Genomic DNA, 18,535 nt, shown 5'->3' on the forward strand with positions numbered 1-18,535 from the left:
GTGGTAGCTAGCAGAAGACTGTGCACTGTCGGGGCCGCGACCGGAGTGCTCACCGCACTCGCGGTGCTCATGCCGGGAGATGCCCGCGCGCACGGATATGTGGACAGTCCGGCGAGCAGGCAGGCGCAATGCGCGCAGGGGCTCGTGGCCTGCGGGGAGATCAAGTACGAGCCGCAGAGCGTGGAGGGACCCAAGGGACTACGCAGCTGCAGCGGCGGGGTCGGGCGGTTCGCGGAACTCGATGACGACAGCAAGGGCTGGCGAGTCCAGAACGTCGGGCGCACAGTGACATTCAGCTGGAAGTTCACCGCGCAGCATCGGACGCAGAACTGGGAGTACTACATCGGGGGCACGCGGGTCGGGATGGTGGAGGGGAACAATCAACCGCCTTCGCAATCCGCCTCGCACACAATCGATCTCGGGGGATTCACCGGGCGGCAGAAGTTGCTGGCCATCTGGAATATCGGGGATACGGCCAACGCGTTCTATTCCTGCCTCGATCTGAACATCAGCGGGGACGGCGGCCCGACCACTCCCCCGGCGACCACCACGAACCCGCCCACCACGAACCCACCCGCGACGACCACACATCAGCACACCACCACGCCGCCGACCACCGAACCGCCGGTCACCACCACACCCCCACCGGTCACCACGACGACCCGGCCCGCACCCGCCGGTGAGTGGAAGGTACAGGCGCAGTACGCAATCGGCGATGTCGTGACCTATCAGGGCAGCCGCTACCGCTGCCGTCAGGCGCACACCGTCCACGACCCGAACTGGACGCCACCCGCCACACCGGCGCTGTGGGAACGGCTGTGACGCAGCGTTAGATTCCCGCCGGACCCGAGTTGGGCGCGCAGGGGATGGAACGCGGCTGGTCCGGATCCAGCCCCTGCACTGCCAGGTTCACCGACCGCGGATCGCTGGACAGCATCAGATGACCGGTCAGATTCTGCGGACATCCATGCTGCAGAACCACATTCGTCGCATTCGGGGCGTCCACCCAGCCATTGGTGAACGGCACCACCTGCCCGTCCACTTCGGTGAGAACCGAGTAGTAGCGCACCTCGTCCGAATAGACACCGCTGGCCGTCAGCCTGTCGATGAACGCCGAGCCGGTGAGCACATCGACGCAGGCCCCGCACGGCGGATTCATCGCGGCGTACACGCTGTTGTAGATGCCCAGCGAATTGGCACTGTTCGTGGTGCTCTGCGCAACCTGGGTGCCCTTCCACATGGGGGCCAGCGACACCTGGGCGTCGACGGTCCGATCACCACCGAGGAACTGGATATAGGCGGCACCGACCACCGCCCCCGCCGACCAGGTCAGCAGCTTCACCTTCGGCGCACCCGTCACGGCCAGCACCTGATCGACATACCGGGCGAGCTCGGCACTCGAATCCATGATGGGCGTCCGCCCACCCACGCCCGCCCACCATCCGCTGTCACCCGGATAGGTTCCGTAGGTGAGGGCGAAGACGCAGTAGCCCTCGTTCTTCAACAGCGGAGAGATCGTCTGCCAGCTGTTCTCGCCATTGCCCGACAGACCGGTCACCAGCACCACCGGCAGTGGACGCTCCGGGCCAGGTCTGCAGGTCCAGTCGTTGCCGCCCGGCGGGTCGTAGGGTGCGGTAGCCGTCAGGATGGCATTGACGAACGGCCCCATCCCGTAGACCACCGGCAGCCCATCCGCCGCTGCCGTACCGGGAACGGCAACGGTCACAGCCAGTGCGCCGGACAGTCCGGCGAGCAACAGCGTCTTGATTCTCCTGAGCAGCATCCGGACAACGCTCCTTGGCACTCGTCATTCCGGCGGGCTCGGCCGGAATCCGTCGTCGCCCGGCCAGCACCAACAGCGTGGATCCCGGCCACGAGCATGCCGGGATGACGGGGTTGCTGCTATCCCACAGCAAACCGAGGACGTGCGGTCACCGTACTCGGAATCATCCATTCACCAGCGGATTCCGATCAGCACAGCGTGTCAGGGCCGGGAGTGTCGACCGTGCCGCGGCGCATCCGGCGGGTTGTCGTCCGGCGGCACGATCGGCATGCCGGTCGGCGGGGTGGCGTCGTCGTCCCAGGCCGGAGCCGGGTCCGAGAACGCATCCCACGAACCGGTCGTCGTCGCCTCGTCCCCGTACTGCGGATCTCGCGAGCCGGAAGGTGCGGAGACGGAGGGGAATTCGCCGGTGCGGTATCGACTGGTGTGCGGAAAGTGCTGTGCTTCACCGGTTCCGGGCGTCTGCCCCGAGTCGCCCGGCCCTTCCGCGGATCGAGGCCGCTCACCGGTACCGGCGACCTCCGGTGCGGACGGCACGCGCGGGGCCTCCCCCGTTCGCGATCCGGAAGCCCTCGGCACCCGCGCGGTTTCACCGGTGCGCGGTGCATTGGGTCCACCGGCTTTCGGGCGCGGGCCGCTCGCACGAGCGCCACCCACGATCGCGCCGGAACGCGCCGCACGGGAGGAACCCGCCGCCCGCTTGGCCGCTGCGGGTTTGCTGCCGAATGGCCGGGCCAGCATGACGGCGATGGCAGTCGTCAGCGGTACGGACAGCGCGAGGCAGATGCCGCCGACCGCGGACCGCGCGATCTCGATGCCCACCGCATCACCGACGAGCACATCCCGGATCGGCCGATTCGCCACGCTGAACAGCAGCAGCAGCGGCAGCGCGCCACCGGCGTAGGCGAGCACCAGGGTGTAGACGGTGCTGGCGATGTGGTCGCGACCGACCCGCATGGCCGCCGCGAAAATGCCTCGGCGCGTAGCTTTTTCATCCAGCGCCGCCAGCTCGAACGCGGCCGACGCCTGGGTGATGGTGACATCGTTGAGCACACCGAGCGAACCGATGATGAAGCCCGCCAGCAGCAGCCCGGTAATGCTCACATGCTGGAGATACGTTGCGACAGTGGTGTTCTGCTCTTCCGACAGACCCGTCAGGTGCGTCATTTCGAGGGTCACCCAGGACAGCACGGCCGCCAGCACCATCGAGGCCAGCGTGCCCAGCAGTGCCGAACTGGTTCGCAGATTCACCCCGTGCGCCAGGTACAGCACGGCGTAGAGGATCAGCGCACCCGCCACCAATGCCACTGGGATGGCCGGTTTTCCGTCGAGCAGCGCGGGCAGCATGAACACCACGAGCACGCCGAACGCGAAGATCAGGCCGATCAGCGCGCGCAGGCCGCGCCAGCGCGCCACCGCGATGATCACCACCGCGAACACGATGGCGATGATGGTCAACGGCAGCCCGCGCGCGAAATCGTCGAAGCCGTACATGGCCTGCCCGGTGGGATCGACCTGCCGCACGATCCGAATGTGGTCGCCCACATGCAATTCGGGCTGACCCGGCCCCGGGGCGATCTCGAACAGCGTCTTGCTGCCCTCGTGCGGTCCGGAGTCGATGCTGATGATGCTGCGCGTGCACTCGTACGCCTTGGTCGGCGGCGCCTGCGGCTGATCCGCGAAAACCCGGCCCTGCGAAGCACTTCCACACGGTCCCAGATCCTGCGAGATCACGGTGCCGGCTTCGGTCTGCCAGGCGCCGCCGGTCGCGTTCTGCATGGGTAGCGGAATGTCGATCGATTGCTTGCTGGGCCACAACCACACCAGCCCGACCAGCACGGCGACACCGATGACGGCGAGCAGCCCGATGACGACACGGGCGGCCGTAGCGCTGATGGCTATCGGCCCCGAATGATCATGATGGTGGTGATGGTGATCGCTCACCCGAGGCAGCCTAAACGAAAACGATTCTCTGTCGCGCACAAGGGCGACAACGCGTTTCACGAGGCATTTCAGCAGAATTCTGAAAATACAAACACCCCGTAACGGGGGCCGGGGGCAGCGCCCCCGATTCCGGGGGTCCGGGGGCAGAGCCCCTGGGAAAAGCACAGAATCCCTGGGAGGGGGCGGCGGAGAGCAGGGGGATGTCTCCGCCGCCCGGGGGCCGGCGGCACAGGGGGGGTATGCCGGGCCGACCCAGGGCTGGACGGCCCAGGGGGGGTAGGCGGTCCAGCCGGGGCACTTGAAGTGCCGAGGACCACTGTACACAAAAGTCGGTTCTTTGCGCTAGCTAAGTCTCTAAAAACCCAACTTTTTCGTACCAGCGGTTTGTTTTTGAACCGAATCCCCGGAAAGCAGCTGGTCAAGCGACCAGCATGCCGATCGGGCCCCGAAGGTGGTGTGCGTCACTGCCGATAGCTCGACAGGAAGTTGCCGAATCGCTCGATCGCGACCGACAGATCCCGCGCCCACGGCAGCGTCACGATCCGCAGATGATCATGATGCGGCCAGTTGAACCCCGTGCCCTGCACCATCAGGATCTTCTCCTGCAGCAGCAGATCCAGCACCAGCTTCGAATCATCGTGGATCTCATGCACTTCCGGGTCCAAACGCGGAAACGCGTACAGCGCGCCCTTCGGCTTCACACACGAGACGCCCGGAATCGTATTCAGCTTCTCCCAGGCCACATCCCGCTGCTCCAGCAGCCGGCCACCCGGCAGCACCAGATCCTCGATCGACTGATGCCCGCCCAACGCCACCTGAATCGCATGCTGCGCAGGCACATTCGGGCACAGGCGGGTCGAGGCGAGCAGATCGATGCCCTCGATGAACCCTTCCGCATGATCCTTCGGGCCGGTGATCACCAGCCAGCCGGAGCGGTAACCCGCCACCCGGTACGCCTTCGACAGCCCATTGAAGGTGAGGCACAACAGATCCGGGGCCAGCGTCGCCAGCGAGACATGCTTGGCGTCGTCGTAGAGGATCTTGTCGTAGATCTCGTCCGCGAGCAGCAGCAGCTGATGCTTGCGCGCCAGGTCCACGACCTGCTGCAGCACCTCCGCCGAATACACCGCGCCCGTCGGATTGTTCGGGTTGATCACGACAATGGCCTTGGTCTTGTCGGTGATCTTCGATTCCATGTCCGCGATGTCCGGCTGCCAGCCATTGGACTCGTCGCACAGGTAGTGCACCGGGGTGCCGCCGGCCAGCGAGGTCATGGCGGTCCACAGCGGATAGTCCGGCGCGGGGATCAACACCTCGTCGCCATTGTCCAGCAGCGCCTGCATGGTGATGGTGATCAGCTCGGACACGCCGTTGCCCAGGTACACGTCGTCCACATCGAACTGCGGGAAACCCGGGACCAACTCGTAGCGGGTCACGATGGAACGCCGCGCGGGCAGGATGCCCTTCGACTCCGAGTAGCCCTGCGCGTACGGCAGCGCGGCGATCATGTCGCGCATGATCACGTCCGGGGCCTCGAAACCGAACGGCGCGGGATTGCCGATATTCAGCTTGAGAATGCGATGACCTTCGGATTCCAGCCGTGCCGCATGTGCGTGTACCGGCCCCCGGATCTCATAGAGAACGTTCTGAAGCTTGGTCGACTGCTCCAGGGTGCGCGGGGGCCGATGCGGTAGGTGACTGGAAGGGCTCACCCGACCAATGGTGCCATCCGCCCGCATGCCGGCTCGTGCACCACCTGGTTTGTCCCTCGGGCCCCCAACTGCTACCGCGCTGTATCAGGAGGTAACAGGCTCTTGGCGGCCGTCGCTCCGCAGAACTCCTCGATCCTTTCGTCCAGGTGGCGGCCCTCGGCGGCATCGCGGAACTCCGGACCGGTGAGGCGCTGACGCAGGCCCGTGAGGCGCTCCTCCAGCTGGGCGATGCGCTTGTCCTCGTCCAGCTGCAGCACCGGCTGCAACGCTTCGGCGGCACCGTCCAGGCTGCCGTTGATCAGGTGCGCGGCGGCACTGTCCACGCGGGCCAATGCCTCGGCACCGTACGAGCGCTGCTCGGTCGGGCCGTTGGCGTACAGGTCGATGGCGCGGGTCGTCGCCTCCAGCGCCGGCTCGGCCTGACCGAGATGGATGTAGGTGGCGCCCGCGTAGTACTGGCTCTTCGGTTCCTTGAAACCGAAGACGCCGCCGACCTCGTCGTGCAGGGTGTCGCTGACGTCGCCGCTGCGCGCCTCGTCCGCGGCACGGATGCAGCGTTCGGTGTCCTGCGTACTACCCAGGCGCGACCAGATACGGGCCTCGATATTGAGTAGTCGCACCCGCGCGGTCGCCGACTCCGCGTACTGCTGCCCGCTCTGGGCGAGGAGCACCGCGCGGCGTGGACGTTCCGACCAGTATTCGATGAGCGCCTGCATGCCCCGCGTCCACGCACGTAATCCGTTGTGCCCGCACAGTTCCGCGTAAGCCCAAGCGGCCCTGCCCTGTTCGCCCGCCGCATCGAAATACCCGAGATCGGTGCTGGCATTGGCGAGCAGTCCGGACAAGGTTCCGGCGAGTAGGTACAAATGCGACGTATCGGCCGGGCGCTGATGACCCTCGAGCAACCGGTACACACGACGCCGCACCCGCAGCATCTCCACCATCATGGGCACCGGGGGCACATGCACGTAATCGTTCGCAATACGCATGACATCGGCGTCGAGCTGCTCCAACGTGGTCGCTCCCACATTGGTGCTCTCCGCCCGCCCGGCATGCTCACTTGCTTCATGGGCAGCCGCCATGATCAGATCCCTCTCCGAAATCGCCGCTAACGCATCGCCTCTCATTGCACCCGTGTCGACGAGTGCCAGCAGTTCCGCGTCGCTGGAATAACTGGCTTGCACCGGACGGTCTTGCCGCTCAAAGGTTTTGCCCTGAAAGGCACCGTTGTGGTGCACATCGAAACCGGGTACGGCGGGGCGGTCGATCAGGGGTTGGTCGATCAAGGCCGCGAACCGTGCCCGCACAACATCGTCGGACCTGGCGAGGGAGGTGTCGAGGGCGGCCTGATTGATGGGGCGCGGATGCACCCGGATCCCACCGGCTTCCCACTTCGAGACCAAGCGCTCGTGCACACCCAAATGTGCTGCGAACTCCCGGATACTCATCCTTTTGGCATCGCGGAGGGCACGGGCCTCTTTACCTGACCACTGCCGGACCACGATGTCATCCCTTCCGAACGAACTCCGATGTCCAGGGTACGAGCGCTGCGTGACTGCGGCCACAGCCGAAACACAGCTGGTATCAGTCGGTATCAGAGTTGTACGCGCCGGTAGTAAAGGCAGCGGAAGGGCAGCGCAAGGCGGGCGCGCGGGCGTTTTCACACTGCCCCCGCAGGCGCGACCCTTGAAATCGGGAGGCTCCCCGTCATTTTCGGGAGTGCAAGGAGTCGGATGTTGAACGCGGACAAGCTTCGGACGGTGGAGGACTGGGTGTCCTTCTACCGGCACGAGTTCGGCCTGCCGGTAGCCGAACGCGGCGGGTTCGTCATGCTCCCGGTAACCGGGCAAATCGGCGTCGTCCATCTACCGGTGGCACGCGCCGAAAAGGTCCGCGACGCAATGCAACACCAGCAGACGCCCGCGCCCGCCCTCGCCCGGCAGATCCGCTGGAGCTTCCTCGTCGACCCCGACAGCCGCCCCGGCGACCAGATCATGGAGGAACTCAACCGCCTCGACATCGGCATACCCGCCATCGGCAGCGCCGTCATGCTCCCCACCGGCCTCGGCCGCTGGACGCGCGAAGGTTGCTACTGGGTCGTCCCACCCACCCGAGATCTCAAACTCCCACCCCTGTCGTCGCTCATCACGACAGCTCTGGCGGTGGGAATCGAAAGCGAGGGCTGAAACGCAGCCGGCCCTCGCCCCGGCGTCCCGTACGCCGGGACCCACCGAGTCCGCCCCTCCTGGCAGTCGACGGGGCGGACTCGGCGGGTTGGACAACTCTCGTAACTCTCAGGGGCTTCGCCCCCGAACCCCCAAAGGCGAAAGCGGGGGCTAGCCCCCGGCCCCCATAGGGCTGCGCCCGGTAATCCCACCCGTATAGCGGAAGCTCGGGACACCACTTGGCCTCGCCCAACTCTCGTAAGGGGGTTCGGGGGCGAAGCCCCTGAGAAGTCTGAATAGTTCAGACTTTCAGATCACGGAGCCGGAGCGGCTGGGAAGAGCGGCGGAATGGTGGGCACCACGATTGGCGGGAGGCCGGGGATCACGGTGATCGTGTTGGGGCCCTGCGTGGGTGGGGCCTCGGTGGTGGTCGTCTGGTAGCGAGGTTGCGGTACCGCCAGGGCGTCGTTGGTGGGGTCCGTGGTGGTGGGGGCCTCGGTGGTGGGGGCGGGAGCCGCCGAGGTGGTGGTGGGGACTGCCGTGGTGGTCGCGACGTCCTTGCTCTGGGAATCGTGTTCCAGGACTTGGGGGCCCCAGCCGAGAGTGGTGCCGATGGCGGCCACGACCACGAGGGCGCCTACCGCTACGCCGGCGACGCTGATTTCGCGGCGGCGGTTGGGTTTGTCGGGGTCGGAGTGGTTTCCGAGCCAGGCGGGTTCCGGGTCGGGGCGAACCTGGGCGGGGTGGTCGTCGTGGAAGGTCGACGGGAAGGGCGCGGGGGCCGGGCGCTGGTGGGCGGGACGGGCCAGCATGACCGCGCCGCGGGCGGCGACCGTGTCGGGGGCGGCGGCGACAATGACGGGGACGCCGAGCCAGCGGCGGAGAACCCTTGCCACCAGGGGGATTTGGGCGCAGCCGCCGATCAGGGCCACGGCCTGCACCGGTTGTTCGGAGCGCAGGATGACGTCTCGGGTCATGCGGGCGGAGGACTCGACGGCCAGCATGATGAGGGCCTCGAAGTTCTCCTGGGAGAGCAGGACCAGGCCCTCGGGGGAGGGCAGCGCTACCGCGCTGCTGGTGGAGAGCTGTTCTTTCGCGGTGCGGCACAGGGCGTCCAGGGCCGCCAGGCCCGCCGGATCCGCGGGGTGCGCGATGCGGCCGGAGGCGATCTGCTGTTCGCGGATGAGGGAGTCGAGGTAGTCGCCGCTGATGTCGCTGGTGCGTTCGCTGGCGCAGATCTGACGGGAACCGGTATCCACAACGGTGACCGAAAGGCCCGAAGCGCCCAGATCGTAGAGGGCGACGGTGCCGAAACCCTGGAGCTCACCGGCGTTTTCGAGGAACTCCAGCGCCGCGATCACATCCGGCACCAGCTCGTAATTGGTGAACTGGCGGCGCGCGAGTTCGGCGCGAATACCGCGGGCGTGCTGTTCGTCCCGATACGCGATGGCGGTCGCCGCGATCTGCGGATCGGCGGCCAGCACGGCGCCGATCGCATCCGCGACCAGCTCCTCCGCGCGGCGCTCCTCGACCGGAATGCCCTGCACGTCGAATGCGTCCGGCGCGGTGTGGAATCCGGCCGGGCGCGGCTCGGCGGAATTCCCGGCGTGTGGACGTGCGACGCGAACCGCGCCCGCCCCCACCGAAACTCCCAATACCGAACTCATCTGCAGCCCATCTCGATTCCACACTCCCCGACACATGGGAGCGAGCACTTGCCTGGTGCAATCGGCGGGTGTCGCGTCCCAACGGGTGGGGTCACTGTACCTGTCGGGGTCACCTTACGGCCTGACACGGGTTCCGTACACCCGGGGATTCACTGATCGGGCGACACATTCACGCCACATTTGTGGGCTGTACGAATCCACACCCGAAGCGCACGATTGCGATCGACATGTAGCGCGATCGGCGAGAGGGATCTCATGTCGGGCATACCGGTCACCGTGCGAATTGCCGCGCTGGGCATAGGCATTCACGCGATCAATCACATCATCGTCCTGCTGACCTCACCGTTCAGCTGGAATGTCGGCACCGTCTACCACCTGCTCGGCGCACCGATCTACGCGGCACTGATCCCGCCGATCCTGCGCGGGCGCAACTGGGCCCGCATCACCATCACCGTGCTGCTCGTCTGCCAGTTCGGCGGACGATTCGTGGTGTGGGCGCTGTGGCCCAGCGAAGGTGTGCGCGCGGCACTGGTTTTCGGCTGGGTGCTGTCACTGCTCGTCTTCGTCATGCTGTGGGCGCCGCGCGGTTCGCGCGCCCACTTCAGACCTCGAGTGGAAAGTTCAGGTACGCCCGCGACGGAGTAGGACCGCGCTGGCCCTGATACTTGGAACCGGCGGCGGCGCTGCCGTACGGGTGCTCGGCCGGGCTCGTCAGACGGAAGACGCAGAGCTGACCGATCTTCATGCCCGGCCACAGCGTGATGGGCAGATTCGCCACATTCGACAGCTCCAGGGTGATGTGGCCGCTGAAGCCCGGATCGATGAAACCGGCGGTGGAGTGGGTGAGCAGGCCGAGACGACCCAGACTCGACTTGCCCTCGAGCCGGCCCGCCAGATCGTCGGGCAGCGTGCACACCTCGAGGGTCGAGCCGAGCACGAACTCGCCCGGATGCAGGACGAACGGCTCGCCCTCCTTGGGCTCGACCAGCGAAGTCAGTTCGTCCTGACGCTGCGCCGGGTCGATATGGGTGTACCGGGTGTTGTTGAAAACCCGGAACAGGCTGTCCAACCGCACATCGATACTCGACGGCTGGACCAGCTTCTCGTCGAAGGGCTCGAGCGCGAGACGCCCAGCGGCGATCTCCGCACGGATGTCACGATCGGAAAGCAGCACTGTGCCATTTTGCCCTCCGCTTCGCTCCGGGCGGGCCGCGGCCCCCTCGGTCGCGGTTTTTGCGTTATTGCTTCGGGGCGGATTCCTTTTCGATTGCCTTCTTTCTCCGGCCTCCCCAGCCCACTTCGGCTTCGGTGCGCATGCGGTCGATCATGTGCGGGTAGTGCAGTTCGAAGGCCGGGCGTTCGGAGCGGATGCGCGGGAGTTCGTAGAAGTTGTGCCTGGGTGGCGGGCAGCCGGTGGCCCATTCCAGCGAGTTGCCGTAGCCCCAGGGGTCGTCGACGGTGACGACTTCGCCGTAGCGGTAGCTCTTGAAGACGTTCCAGACGAACGTGATCATCGAGAATCCGAGCACGAAGGAACCGACGGTCGAGATGGTGTTCAGGGCCGTGAACCCGTCCTGCGGCAGATAATCCGCGTACCGCCTCGGGAACCCCTCGTTTCCGAGCCAGTGCTGCACCAGAAATGTGGTGTGGAAGCCGACGAACGTGGTCCAGAAGTGCAGTTTGCCCAGCCGCTCGTCCAATAGCCGGCCGGTCATCTTCGGGAACCAGAAGTAGATGCCCGCGAAGGTCGCGAACACGATGGTGCCGAACAGCACGTAATGGAAATGCGCCACAACGAAATACGAGTCAGACACGTGGAAGTCGAGCGGCGGGGAGGCCAGCACGACGCCGGACAGGCCGCCGAACAGGAACGTGATCAGGAATCCGATGGACCACAGCATGGGCGTCTCGAAGGTGAGCTGCCCGCGCCACATGGTGCCGATCCAGTTGAAGAATTTCACCCCCGTCGGCACGGCGATCAAGAACGTCATGATCGAGAAGAACGGCAGCAGAACGGCTCCCGTCGCGTACATGTGATGTGCCCACACCGCCATCGACAGCGCCCCGATGGACAGCGTCGCGTACACCAGCGTGGTGTACCCGAACACCGGTTTCCGGCTGAACACCGGGAAGATCTCGGTGACGATGCCGAAGAACGGCAGCGCGATGATGTACACCTCGGGATGCCCGAAGAACCAGAACAGATGCTGCCAGGCGATGGCCCCGCCATTGGCCGAGTCGAACACGTGCCCGCCCATGCGCCGCTGGATCTCCAGCACCAGCAGGGCCGCGGTGAGAATCGGGAAGGCAAGCAGCACAAGCACACTCGTCACCAGGATGTTCCAGGTGAAGATGGGCATGCGGAACAGCGTCATGCCGGGTGCGCGCAGGCACACGATGGTGGTGATGAAGTTGACGCCGCTGAGGATGGTGCCGAGGCCGGACACCGCCAGGCCCATGATCCACAGGTCCCCGCCGACGCCGGGTGAGTGCATGCCGTCGGCCAGCGGCGTGTAGGCCGTCCACCCGAAGTCGGCCGCGCCGCCCGGGGTGAGGAATCCGGCCGTGGCCATGCTGGCCCCGAACAGATAGAGCCAGTAACTAAGGGCATTCAACCGGGGAAACGCCACATCCGGAGCCCCGATCTGCAGAGGCAGCACCGCATTGGCAAATCCGAAGACGATCGGTGTCGCATAGAACAGCAACATGATCGTCCCGTGCATGGTGAACAGCTGATTGAACTGCTCCGGTGAGAGCACCTGCAATCCCGGCCGCGCCAGCTCCACCCGCATCAGTAGCGCCATCAGGCCGCCGATCAGGAAGAATGTAATGGCCGTGAACATGTACATGATCCCGAGCACCTTGGGATCGGTGGTGGTGACGGCCTTCCAGAAGAAGGAACCCTTGGGCCCCATCCTGCGTGGATACGGCCGCACAGCCTTCAGTTGCGGAACGTCCTTGGCGGGCACAGCGGTCATAAGTCCTCCTCGACCCCCGAGCAGGAAGCACCGAACCCGCGCCAGCAAATGTTCAGCGCATCCAAAATCCCTGTGGTGGACGGGTTTTCGACCCTGCCCGACAGTCTACGACCGCCCGTAAGAGGAACTTCCTACTTCAGCGAAACAACCCCGCCGATCTTCGGCGCGCCGCCCCGACACGTCGACAACCCCCTCCCCCGCACCCCCGAAATATTTGCGCCCGCCCGCCCGGCGTCTGATAGAGTCGCGGACGCGCCTAGCGCACTGCCGGTGTGGTGTAGTGGCAACACGCTACCTTCCCAAGGTCGAATTGCGGGTTCGATTCCCGTCACCGGCTCCAGCAGAAAGGCCCTCCGACCAGCAAATCTGGTGGAGGGCCTTTTTCGTGTCGCGCGGCCGGACCGTCAGTTGCATTCGGAGACGACGCGGGCGGTGGCCTTCACGGCCTTGGGGATGTCCGAGGTGGTCAGGCCCAGGTCGGAGACGTTGAGGGTGCCGGTGGTGGAGTCGCTCTCCAGGATTTTGCGGAGGCCGGGCTGGGAGATGCCCTCGTCGATGTAGATCTCGGCGATGCAGTTGGCGGTCTTGGCGTCGAGACTGCCCTTGTCCTGCAAGGCTTTCGAGATCTCGGCCGCCGTGAGCGGGGCGCCGGAGACCGTGGTGGTGGACGTGCCGGTCTTGACCGTGGTGGTGGGAGCCGCGGAGGTGGTGCCCGCGGTGGTCGTCGCTGCCACCGAGGTTGCCGCGGCGGCCGAAGTCGACGGGGCGGTGGACTGGTCGCTACTGCCGCACGCGGCCAGCAGCGGCAGCATCGCCAGGGCTGCCGCTATCAGGGTTTTCCTCATCGCAATCCTCGAATCCGTTGGGCGACGGGATGATCGCCGTCTCGTACAACAGAGTGGAGGGCCGCGCTTGCAAATTGCCTAACAGCTACTTGAGGCACTCGCCGACGATGCGGTTGGTGGCGCTCTTCGCCTTCTCCGAATCGTCCTTGGTCATGCCGAGGGCCTCCGGGTCGGTGGCGGAGGCGGTCCGGCCGTCGTTCTTGATCATCAGGCGCAGGCCGTCCTGCGAAATGCCTTCGTCCACATAGATTTTCGCGGCGCAATCGGCCAGCTTGGTGTCCTTCAGGCCGCCGTCCTGCAGGGCCTTGGAGATCTCGGCCGCGGTGACTGCCGGAGCGTCGTCACCACCACCACAGGCGGTCAGCAGCGGGAGCGCGACGAGCGCGGCGGCGATCAGGGAAATCCTCACTGGTTCCTCTATTCTCGGCGGTCAGACGGGTTGTGCCGCAGAGACGATCTCACAGATCCATGGCAGCGCGCAGCGCGGTGTCGATCCGCTCCGCCGTCTCGATGTCCACCGTGCCGACATGCCGCGCCAGCCAGCCGCGATAGATGCGGCCCAGATTGCCGGCGTGAATCCAGCCGTGACCCGGAATCGACACGGCCAGAATGTCTTGCGGATCGTCGTCGAGCACCTCGGCGGCGATCAGCCACGGGCGCGGCGACTCGTTGATGCCGTCACTGCTGATGAGAATGATGTTGCGAAGCCGGGGGGCGTCGCCGTGCGGGTGGTAGAGCCAGACTTCACCCTTGCGCACGCAGCTCCTCCTCGGCGGCGGCCAGCTCCGCCTCTTCCGTCGCGGCGGACGCGGTCTGATCGGGCATCGGGCCGCAGCCGGTGCGAATGGCTTCGCGCCGAGCGGCGCGGGATATCCACGCCGAGGGTGACATGCCCGCGCGGGCCGCGGCTTGTTCGGCATAGGACCAGGCCGCCGCGTCGAGCGACAAGGTCACCTTCCTGGTAGCCATACCTTTTATCCTACTTCCGAGGTGGGCGTCCGGGTTGGCCGAATTGCCCTGTTGGCGGCATGTCAACCGCTGATAGGTTCAGCCGCGTGACGAAGTTGAACCACCACCGCACCGGGAGCGGCGAGCCGCTCGTACTCGTGCACGGCGTCGGCAGCCTGTGGCAGGTGTGGGAACCCGTCATTCCCGCGCTCGCCGAATCCTTCGATGTCATCGCCGTGGACCTACCCGGTTTCGGCGGCAGCGAACCGCTCACGCACACAACGGTTTCCACCCTCGCCGACGCACTGGTCGACTTCTTCGCCGCCGAAGGCGTCGAAAACCCGCATCTGGCAGGCAATTCCATGGGCGGCGGCATCGTGCTCGACCTGGCCGCGCGCGGCCTCGCCCGCTCGGTCACCGCCTACTCCCCCATCGGATTCTGGGACACGCCCGGCCGCATCTGGTGCCAGCAGGCACTGGCCCGCGCCAAAGACCTTGTGCGCGTGCTCGGCCCGAATCTGAGCGCCGGCATCCTGGGCACCACCGCGGGCCGCACCGCCTTCACCGGCCTGGTGTTCGGCAAGCCCTGGGACATCAGCCGAGAGGTCGCCATCGCCACCGCCGAAGGGCTCATGAGCGCCCGCGGATTCGACGCCGCCCTGGCCTCCTTCACCGACTTCCGGCTCCCCGACCGCACCGCCGTCGAAACCATCCCGGTCACCATCGCCTGGGGCAACCGTGACATTCTGCTCACATACGCCACCCAGGCCCGCCGCGCCCGCGCGGTACTGCCCGGCGCACGGCATGTCACGCTGCACGGCAGCGGCCACACGCCGTACTACGACGACCCGGCCGGCTGCGCCCGGCTCCTGCTGGACCAGCTGGGTTAACCCAAGGAAGTACGCAGTGAGCAGCAACAACAACGTCACCCTCAGCTTCGACGGCGACCGCGCCCACGTCACCCTGGACCGGCCGGACAAGCACAACGGCCTGACCATCGACATGCTGCGCGAACTGGTGAAGGTCGCCGGAATCATCGGCAAGCGCGGCGATATTCGCGTGGTCATCCTGTCCGGCAACGGGCCCAGCTTCTCCAGCGGCCTGGATATCGCCCGCGCCATGCGCAATCCGCTCGACGTGGCGCTGGCGTTCGTGCCGCTGCCGTGGAAGGGCACCAATGTCTTCCAGGAGGCGTGCTGGGCGTGGCGGCGGCTGCCGCAGCCGGTGATCGCCGTCGTGCACGGCAACTGCTTCGGCGGCGGCCTGCAACTCGCGCTCGCCGCGGACTTCCGGTTCGTCACGCCGGACGCCGAATTCTCGGTGATGGAAGCCAAATACGGGCTGATCCCGGACATGACCGGGGCAGCGACTTTGTCCCGCCTTGTCGGCGTCGACAAGGCGCTGCTGCTGACCATGACCGCCGACACCGTGGACGCCGCCTACGCCGAGAAGATCGGCCTGGTGACCGAAGTCACCGCGGACCCGCGGGAGGCCGCCGAGAAGCTCGCCGATCGCATCGTGGCGCGGCCCGCGCCGGCCGTCGCCGCGGCCAAGAAAATGTTCGATCGCACCTGGCAGGCGTCGGTGCGGCGGACCCTGGCCGTGGAGCGGGCGACACAGCTGCCGCTGATCGTCCGGCAGGCCCTGAATCGTGGTATCAATTCAGGAAAGTAAGCCAATTCACGGCAAACAATCCGGTTTGGAACCCCACCGGTTCCGGTTCCGCTGTTAGCATTTTCACACTTTGCCAGCGAGCTGAACACTTTGTGCGGCCCGTCACATACCGTGTGGTCCGCTCATTAAGTCGGCGAGAACCGGAGGGCCCACGCGTTGAACAAGTCCGCTTCCCTGCTGCTGTCCGCAATCGCAGGAGCCTCGGCCTTGCTCCTCACCGTGACCACACAAGCCTCGGCCAACCCCAACGCCATCAACCCCATCCCCGTGCTCAACGGCACCAACGGCCTGCCCCAACTCCCCGGGCGCAGCAAGGCCGTCTTCCAGGTGACCGGCATGCAGAGCCCCAACAACACCCAGACCTACAACGTGCTCGGCACCGACCTGGGCATCATGTGGGACAACGGGCACGGCGAAATGCTCACCGCCTTCGGTGACACCGCGGGCCTCGGCTTCCCCAACCTGCTGGTCGGCAGCACCTGGGCGTGGCGGTCCAACATTCTGGTGCGGTCACACACCCAGGACCCGTCCAACGGCATCTACTTCGACAGCGTGGTGCGCGACGTGTTCGGGCAGGCGCGCGACCTCATCCCCAGCCCCAAGATTCCATTCCTGGAGATCAGCCGGATTCCCACCGCAGCCATCTCCGTGGACGGAACCCAGTACATGAGCCTCATGTCGGTGAAGACCTGGGACGACGTCGGGCAGTGGACCACCAACTTCTCCGGGCTCGCCGTCTCCGGCGACAACGGGGAGAACTGGGTGGAGTTGCCGGCCACCCGGCGGCCCGACGAGGGCGCCAACGGGAACTTCCAGATGAACGCCTTCCTCAAGGCGGGCGGGTTCGTCTACGAGTACGGGACCGCGTCCGGACGCAACAATGCCGCGTATGTGGCGCGTGTGCCGGAGCAGGCCATCGCCGATCTCGGGGCGTACGAGTACTGGAACGGCGACAAGTGGGTCAAGGGTGATGTGAACGCGGCCGCGCCGGTCATCGGCGGCGGGGTGTCGGAGATGTCGGTCATGTGGAACGACTACCTCGGGCAATACATCATGCTGACCACCGATCCGTGGAACTCGGTCGTCATGTACACCGCACCCAGCCCGGAAGGGCCGTGGAGCGCGCCGTCGGTGCTGATCGACACGCGTGAACTGCCGACGGCCTACGCGCCCTCGATCTTCCCGTACCAGACCGGGCGTGACCTGTACTTCCTCACGACCGTGCACAGCCAGTACAACGTGATCCTCATGAAGACCACTCTCTAACTCTCAGAGGGGCTCTCAGGGGCTTCGCCCCCGAACCCCCAGGAGCGGGGCTCCAGCCTTCCGCCCCTGGCGCTCGAGGACCGCGGACTTCCGACTCCTGGCGCTCAGGGGCCTCGGCCGCGAACACAACGGTGTTCGCGGCCGATTCGCGTTTTCGGGGAGCTCATACACTCGTGGGCATGGATGCCGCGGCTTGGGACGAGCACTACTCACGCACCGAATTGGTGTGGGGTGCACCGCCGAGCGACACCGTGGTGGAGCAGGTGTTCGGGCTGGAGCGGAAGTTGCCGCTCGGCGGGTTCGGGATCGGGGAGCCGCGGCCGGAGTTGCCGCGGGCGCTCGACCTCGGGTGCGGGGAGGGGCGCAACGCGCTGTGGCTGGCCACGCACGGGTGGCAGGTGGACGCGGTCGACTACTCGCAGACCGGGATCGACAAGGGGCGGACGGTGGCGTCGCGGCTGTCGCGGTCGGTGCGGGGGCGGATCCACTGGCACTGGGCGGATGTCACCGCGCTGGAGAGTGCGGGAATCACCGGGCCGTACGAACTGATTCTCCTTGCGCACGTGCATATTCCGGCTGCGGAGCGGCGGGCGCTGTTGTTGCGTGCGGCCGAAATGCTGTCACCGGAGGGCACTCTCGTGGTGCTCGGCAACGACACCCTCAATATCACTGAAGGTTATGGGGGCGAACAGGATCCGGCGATCACCTTCACGCCCGAGGACATCCTCGCCGATCTCGGACCGGCCGAGGAACTCACCATCCGGGTGGCGGGCCGGGTGCAGCGGCCCACCGAGGATCGCGATGCCATCGACGCGCTGGTGGTCGCGTACAAGCCGGCGCCGGACGTTCCGCCCGCACAGCCGCTCGCACTCGATCCGCCCATCGAACCGCCGGCCCTGGGCCCGCAGTTGTGAACCGCGCCCGGGCTTATCCGGGCATCAGGGTGGCCGCTACCGAATTCGCAACTGTCGCAGTAAGTTCCGGCAGTTGCTCCGGATCGCCCTGGAACACCTGCAGCCACACGAAGATCGGCCCGAGCACGAGGGCGTGCACCGTCATCGGGTCCGGCAGCGCCGCCAATTCGCCACGGTCACGGGCACGTTCGAGAAGTTCGGTGATCACCTCGCGCTGCCGCGCCAGGAAGGTGCCCGAGAACCGTTCCCCGAGAGCCGAATCGGCGTAGATGTCGGCGAGCAGCCCGTTGACCACATCGGTCGGTGCGCTGGCGAGCTGTCCGGCGACCGTCGCGGTGAGCGCCGCGAGATCGGTGCGCAGCGAACCGGTGTCCGGCGGCGCGACCTCCCGCATGTCGTGGATGACGACGGAGAAGATCATTTCCTGCTTGGTCGCGAACCGCCGGTAGATGGCCGCCTTGCCGATGCCGGCGCGGGCCGCGACCGCATCCACGGTGAGGCCCGCGTAGCCGCGCTCGCCCAGTAGCTCCCGGGTGGCGCGGGCAATGGCGTGATCCACCTGACTGTCGCGGGGGCGTCCGACTGCTTGTTTCGGTTGCGGCACGGCCCTACTATACGGAACCAGAAGTATCGAAACTA

General features: G+C 66.3%; 18 protein-coding genes, 1 tRNA gene and 1 pseudogene. 8 read left to right on the forward strand and 12 right to left on the reverse strand.

Going from position 1 to position 18,535, the window contains the following annotated elements; genetic code table 11:
* A complete protein-coding gene (locus tag H0264_RS00005; protein ID WP_231083685.1) occupies positions 1-822 on the forward strand; it encodes a lytic polysaccharide monooxygenase in 822 nt (273 codons plus the stop codon).
* Positions 823-829: 7 nt separating this feature from the next.
* On the opposite strand, the gene H0264_RS00010 is transcribed toward H0264_RS00005, so the two are convergent.
* The 4 genes and pseudogenes from H0264_RS00010 to H0264_RS00025 all read right to left on the reverse strand — a co-directional run bounded on the left by H0264_RS00010 (position 830) and on the right by H0264_RS00025 (position 6,941).
* Positions 830-1,783 (reverse strand): esterase/lipase family protein, encoded by a 954-nt coding sequence (locus H0264_RS00010; RefSeq protein WP_181582048.1) that lies wholly within the window; start codon positions 1,781-1,783, stop codon positions 830-832.
* Positions 1,784-2,470: 687 nt separating this feature from the next.
* A pseudogene (locus H0264_RS00015) lies at positions 2,471-3,727 on the reverse strand (YibE/F family protein); the annotation flags it as partial.
* 461 nt (positions 3,728-4,188) lie between these two features.
* On the reverse strand, positions 4,189-5,466 hold the full coding sequence (locus tag H0264_RS00020; protein ID WP_231083686.1) for a pyridoxal phosphate-dependent aminotransferase: 1,278 nt from the start codon (positions 5,464-5,466) through the stop codon (positions 4,189-4,191).
* 44 nt (positions 5,467-5,510) lie between these two features.
* The gene (locus H0264_RS00025; RefSeq protein ID WP_231083687.1) at positions 5,511-6,941 is read right to left on the reverse strand and encodes a helix-turn-helix domain-containing protein; all 1,431 of its coding nucleotides are present in this window, start codon (positions 6,939-6,941) and stop codon (positions 5,511-5,513) included.
* Between the two features lie 231 nt (positions 6,942-7,172).
* Here H0264_RS00025 and H0264_RS00030 point away from each other — a divergent pair, with 231 nt between their 5' ends.
* Positions 7,173-7,625, forward strand: coding sequence for a hypothetical protein (locus H0264_RS00030; protein WP_231083688.1), 453 nt, complete (start codon positions 7,173-7,175; stop codon positions 7,623-7,625).
* A gap of 293 nt (positions 7,626-7,918) precedes the next feature.
* Here the strand turns inward: H0264_RS00030 and H0264_RS00035 are convergent, their stop codons facing one another.
* A complete protein-coding gene (locus H0264_RS00035; RefSeq protein ID WP_181582050.1) occupies positions 7,919-9,271 on the reverse strand; it encodes a DUF7159 family protein in 1,353 nt (450 codons plus the stop codon).
* Between the two features lie 255 nt (positions 9,272-9,526).
* On the opposite strand from H0264_RS00035, the gene H0264_RS00040 reads away from it, so the two are divergent.
* The gene (locus H0264_RS00040; protein WP_181582051.1) at positions 9,527-9,916 is read left to right on the forward strand and encodes a hypothetical protein; all 390 of its coding nucleotides are present in this window, start codon (positions 9,527-9,529) and stop codon (positions 9,914-9,916) included.
* Here H0264_RS00040 and dcd read toward each other — a convergent pair.
* Both dcd and ctaD read right to left on the reverse strand, forming a co-directional pair.
* Complete coding sequence (dcd, locus tag H0264_RS00045) at positions 9,873-10,445, reverse strand: dCTP deaminase (RefSeq protein WP_181582052.1); 573 nt, start codon at positions 10,443-10,445, stop codon at positions 9,873-9,875. The genes H0264_RS00040 and dcd overlap by 44 nt on opposite strands.
* Positions 10,446-10,509: 64 nt before the next feature.
* A complete protein-coding gene (gene ctaD, locus H0264_RS00050; protein WP_181582053.1) occupies positions 10,510-12,249 on the reverse strand; it encodes an aa3-type cytochrome oxidase subunit I in 1,740 nt (579 codons plus the stop codon).
* A 266-nt stretch (positions 12,250-12,515) separates the two neighbouring features.
* Between ctaD and H0264_RS00055 the strand changes: the two genes are divergently transcribed.
* A tRNA-Gly gene (locus H0264_RS00055) sits at positions 12,516-12,589 on the forward strand.
* Between the two features lie 64 nt (positions 12,590-12,653).
* Here the strand turns inward: H0264_RS00055 and H0264_RS00060 are convergent.
* The 4 genes from H0264_RS00060 to H0264_RS00075 form a co-directional block, all read right to left on the reverse strand.
* Positions 12,654-13,094: a hypothetical protein gene (locus H0264_RS00060; RefSeq protein WP_181582054.1), complete on the reverse strand. Its 441-nt coding sequence runs from the start codon at positions 13,092-13,094 to the stop codon at positions 12,654-12,656.
* Between the two features lie 85 nt (positions 13,095-13,179).
* Positions 13,180-13,503 (reverse strand): hypothetical protein, encoded by a 324-nt coding sequence (locus H0264_RS00065; protein WP_181582055.1) that lies wholly within the window; start codon positions 13,501-13,503, stop codon positions 13,180-13,182.
* A 49-nt stretch (positions 13,504-13,552) separates the two neighbouring features.
* Positions 13,553-13,852, reverse strand: coding sequence for a hypothetical protein (locus H0264_RS00070; protein ID WP_181582056.1), 300 nt, complete (start codon positions 13,850-13,852; stop codon positions 13,553-13,555).
* Positions 13,839-14,063, reverse strand: coding sequence for a hypothetical protein (locus tag H0264_RS00075; protein WP_181582057.1), 225 nt, complete (start codon positions 14,061-14,063; stop codon positions 13,839-13,841). The genes H0264_RS00070 and H0264_RS00075 overlap by 14 nt, the downstream gene beginning before the upstream one ends.
* Before the next feature lie 86 nt (positions 14,064-14,149).
* On the opposite strand from H0264_RS00075, the gene H0264_RS00080 reads away from it, so the two are divergent.
* The 4 genes from H0264_RS00080 to H0264_RS00095 all read left to right on the forward strand — a co-directional run bounded on the left by H0264_RS00080 (position 14,150) and on the right by H0264_RS00095 (position 17,896).
* Positions 14,150-14,932: an alpha/beta fold hydrolase gene (locus H0264_RS00080; RefSeq protein WP_181582058.1), complete on the forward strand. Its 783-nt coding sequence runs from the start codon at positions 14,150-14,152 to the stop codon at positions 14,930-14,932.
* Positions 14,933-14,948: 16 nt separating this feature from the next.
* The gene (locus H0264_RS00085; RefSeq protein ID WP_231083692.1) at positions 14,949-15,716 is read left to right on the forward strand and encodes a crotonase/enoyl-CoA hydratase family protein; all 768 of its coding nucleotides are present in this window, start codon (positions 14,949-14,951) and stop codon (positions 15,714-15,716) included.
* A 156-nt stretch (positions 15,717-15,872) separates the two neighbouring features.
* Positions 15,873-16,982, forward strand: a complete 1,110-nt coding sequence (locus H0264_RS00090; RefSeq protein WP_181582060.1) for a DUF4185 domain-containing protein — start codon at positions 15,873-15,875, stop codon at positions 16,980-16,982.
* A 179-nt stretch (positions 16,983-17,161) separates the two neighbouring features.
* Complete coding sequence (locus tag H0264_RS00095) at positions 17,162-17,896, forward strand: class I SAM-dependent methyltransferase (RefSeq protein WP_181582061.1); 735 nt, start codon at positions 17,162-17,164, stop codon at positions 17,894-17,896.
* A gap of 13 nt (positions 17,897-17,909) precedes the next feature.
* Here the strand turns inward: H0264_RS00095 and H0264_RS00100 are convergent, their stop codons facing one another.
* Positions 17,910-18,500, reverse strand: coding sequence for a TetR/AcrR family transcriptional regulator (locus tag H0264_RS00100; protein ID WP_244976069.1), 591 nt, complete (start codon positions 18,498-18,500; stop codon positions 17,910-17,912).
* Between the last annotated feature and the right edge of the window lie 35 nt (positions 18,501-18,535).

The organism is Nocardia huaxiensis, assembly GCF_013744875.1.
Taxonomy (GTDB): domain Bacteria; phylum Actinomycetota; class Actinomycetes; order Mycobacteriales; family Mycobacteriaceae; genus Nocardia; species Nocardia huaxiensis.

Bases quoted from the DNA above. Each gene is read 5' to 3' on its own strand.
- H0264_RS00035 (WP_181582050.1), bottom strand. From the start codon at position 9,271: ATGAGTTCGGTATTGGGAGTTTCGGTGGGGGCGGGCGCGGTTCGCGTC.
- H0264_RS00010 (WP_181582048.1), bottom strand. From the start codon at position 1,783: ATGCTGCTCAGGAGAATCAAGACGCTGTTGCTCGCCGGACTGTCCGGC.
- H0264_RS00020 (WP_231083686.1), bottom strand. From the start codon at position 5,466: ATGCGGGCGGATGGCACCATTGGTCGGGTGAGCCCTTCCAGTCACCTA.
- H0264_RS00075 (WP_181582057.1), bottom strand. From the start codon at position 14,063: ATGGCTACCAGGAAGGTGACCTTGTCGCTCGACGCGGCGGCCTGGTCC.
- H0264_RS00095 (WP_181582061.1), top strand. From the start codon at position 17,162: ATGGATGCCGCGGCTTGGGACGAGCACTACTCACGCACCGAATTGGTG.
- H0264_RS00030 (WP_231083688.1), top strand. From the start codon at position 7,173: ATGTTGAACGCGGACAAGCTTCGGACGGTGGAGGACTGGGTGTCCTTC.
- ctaD (WP_181582053.1), bottom strand. From the start codon at position 12,249: ATGACCGCTGTGCCCGCCAAGGACGTTCCGCAACTGAAGGCTGTGCGG.
- H0264_RS00060 (WP_181582054.1), bottom strand. From the start codon at position 13,094: ATGAGGAAAACCCTGATAGCGGCAGCCCTGGCGATGCTGCCGCTGCTG.
- H0264_RS00040 (WP_181582051.1), top strand. From the start codon at position 9,527: ATGTCGGGCATACCGGTCACCGTGCGAATTGCCGCGCTGGGCATAGGC.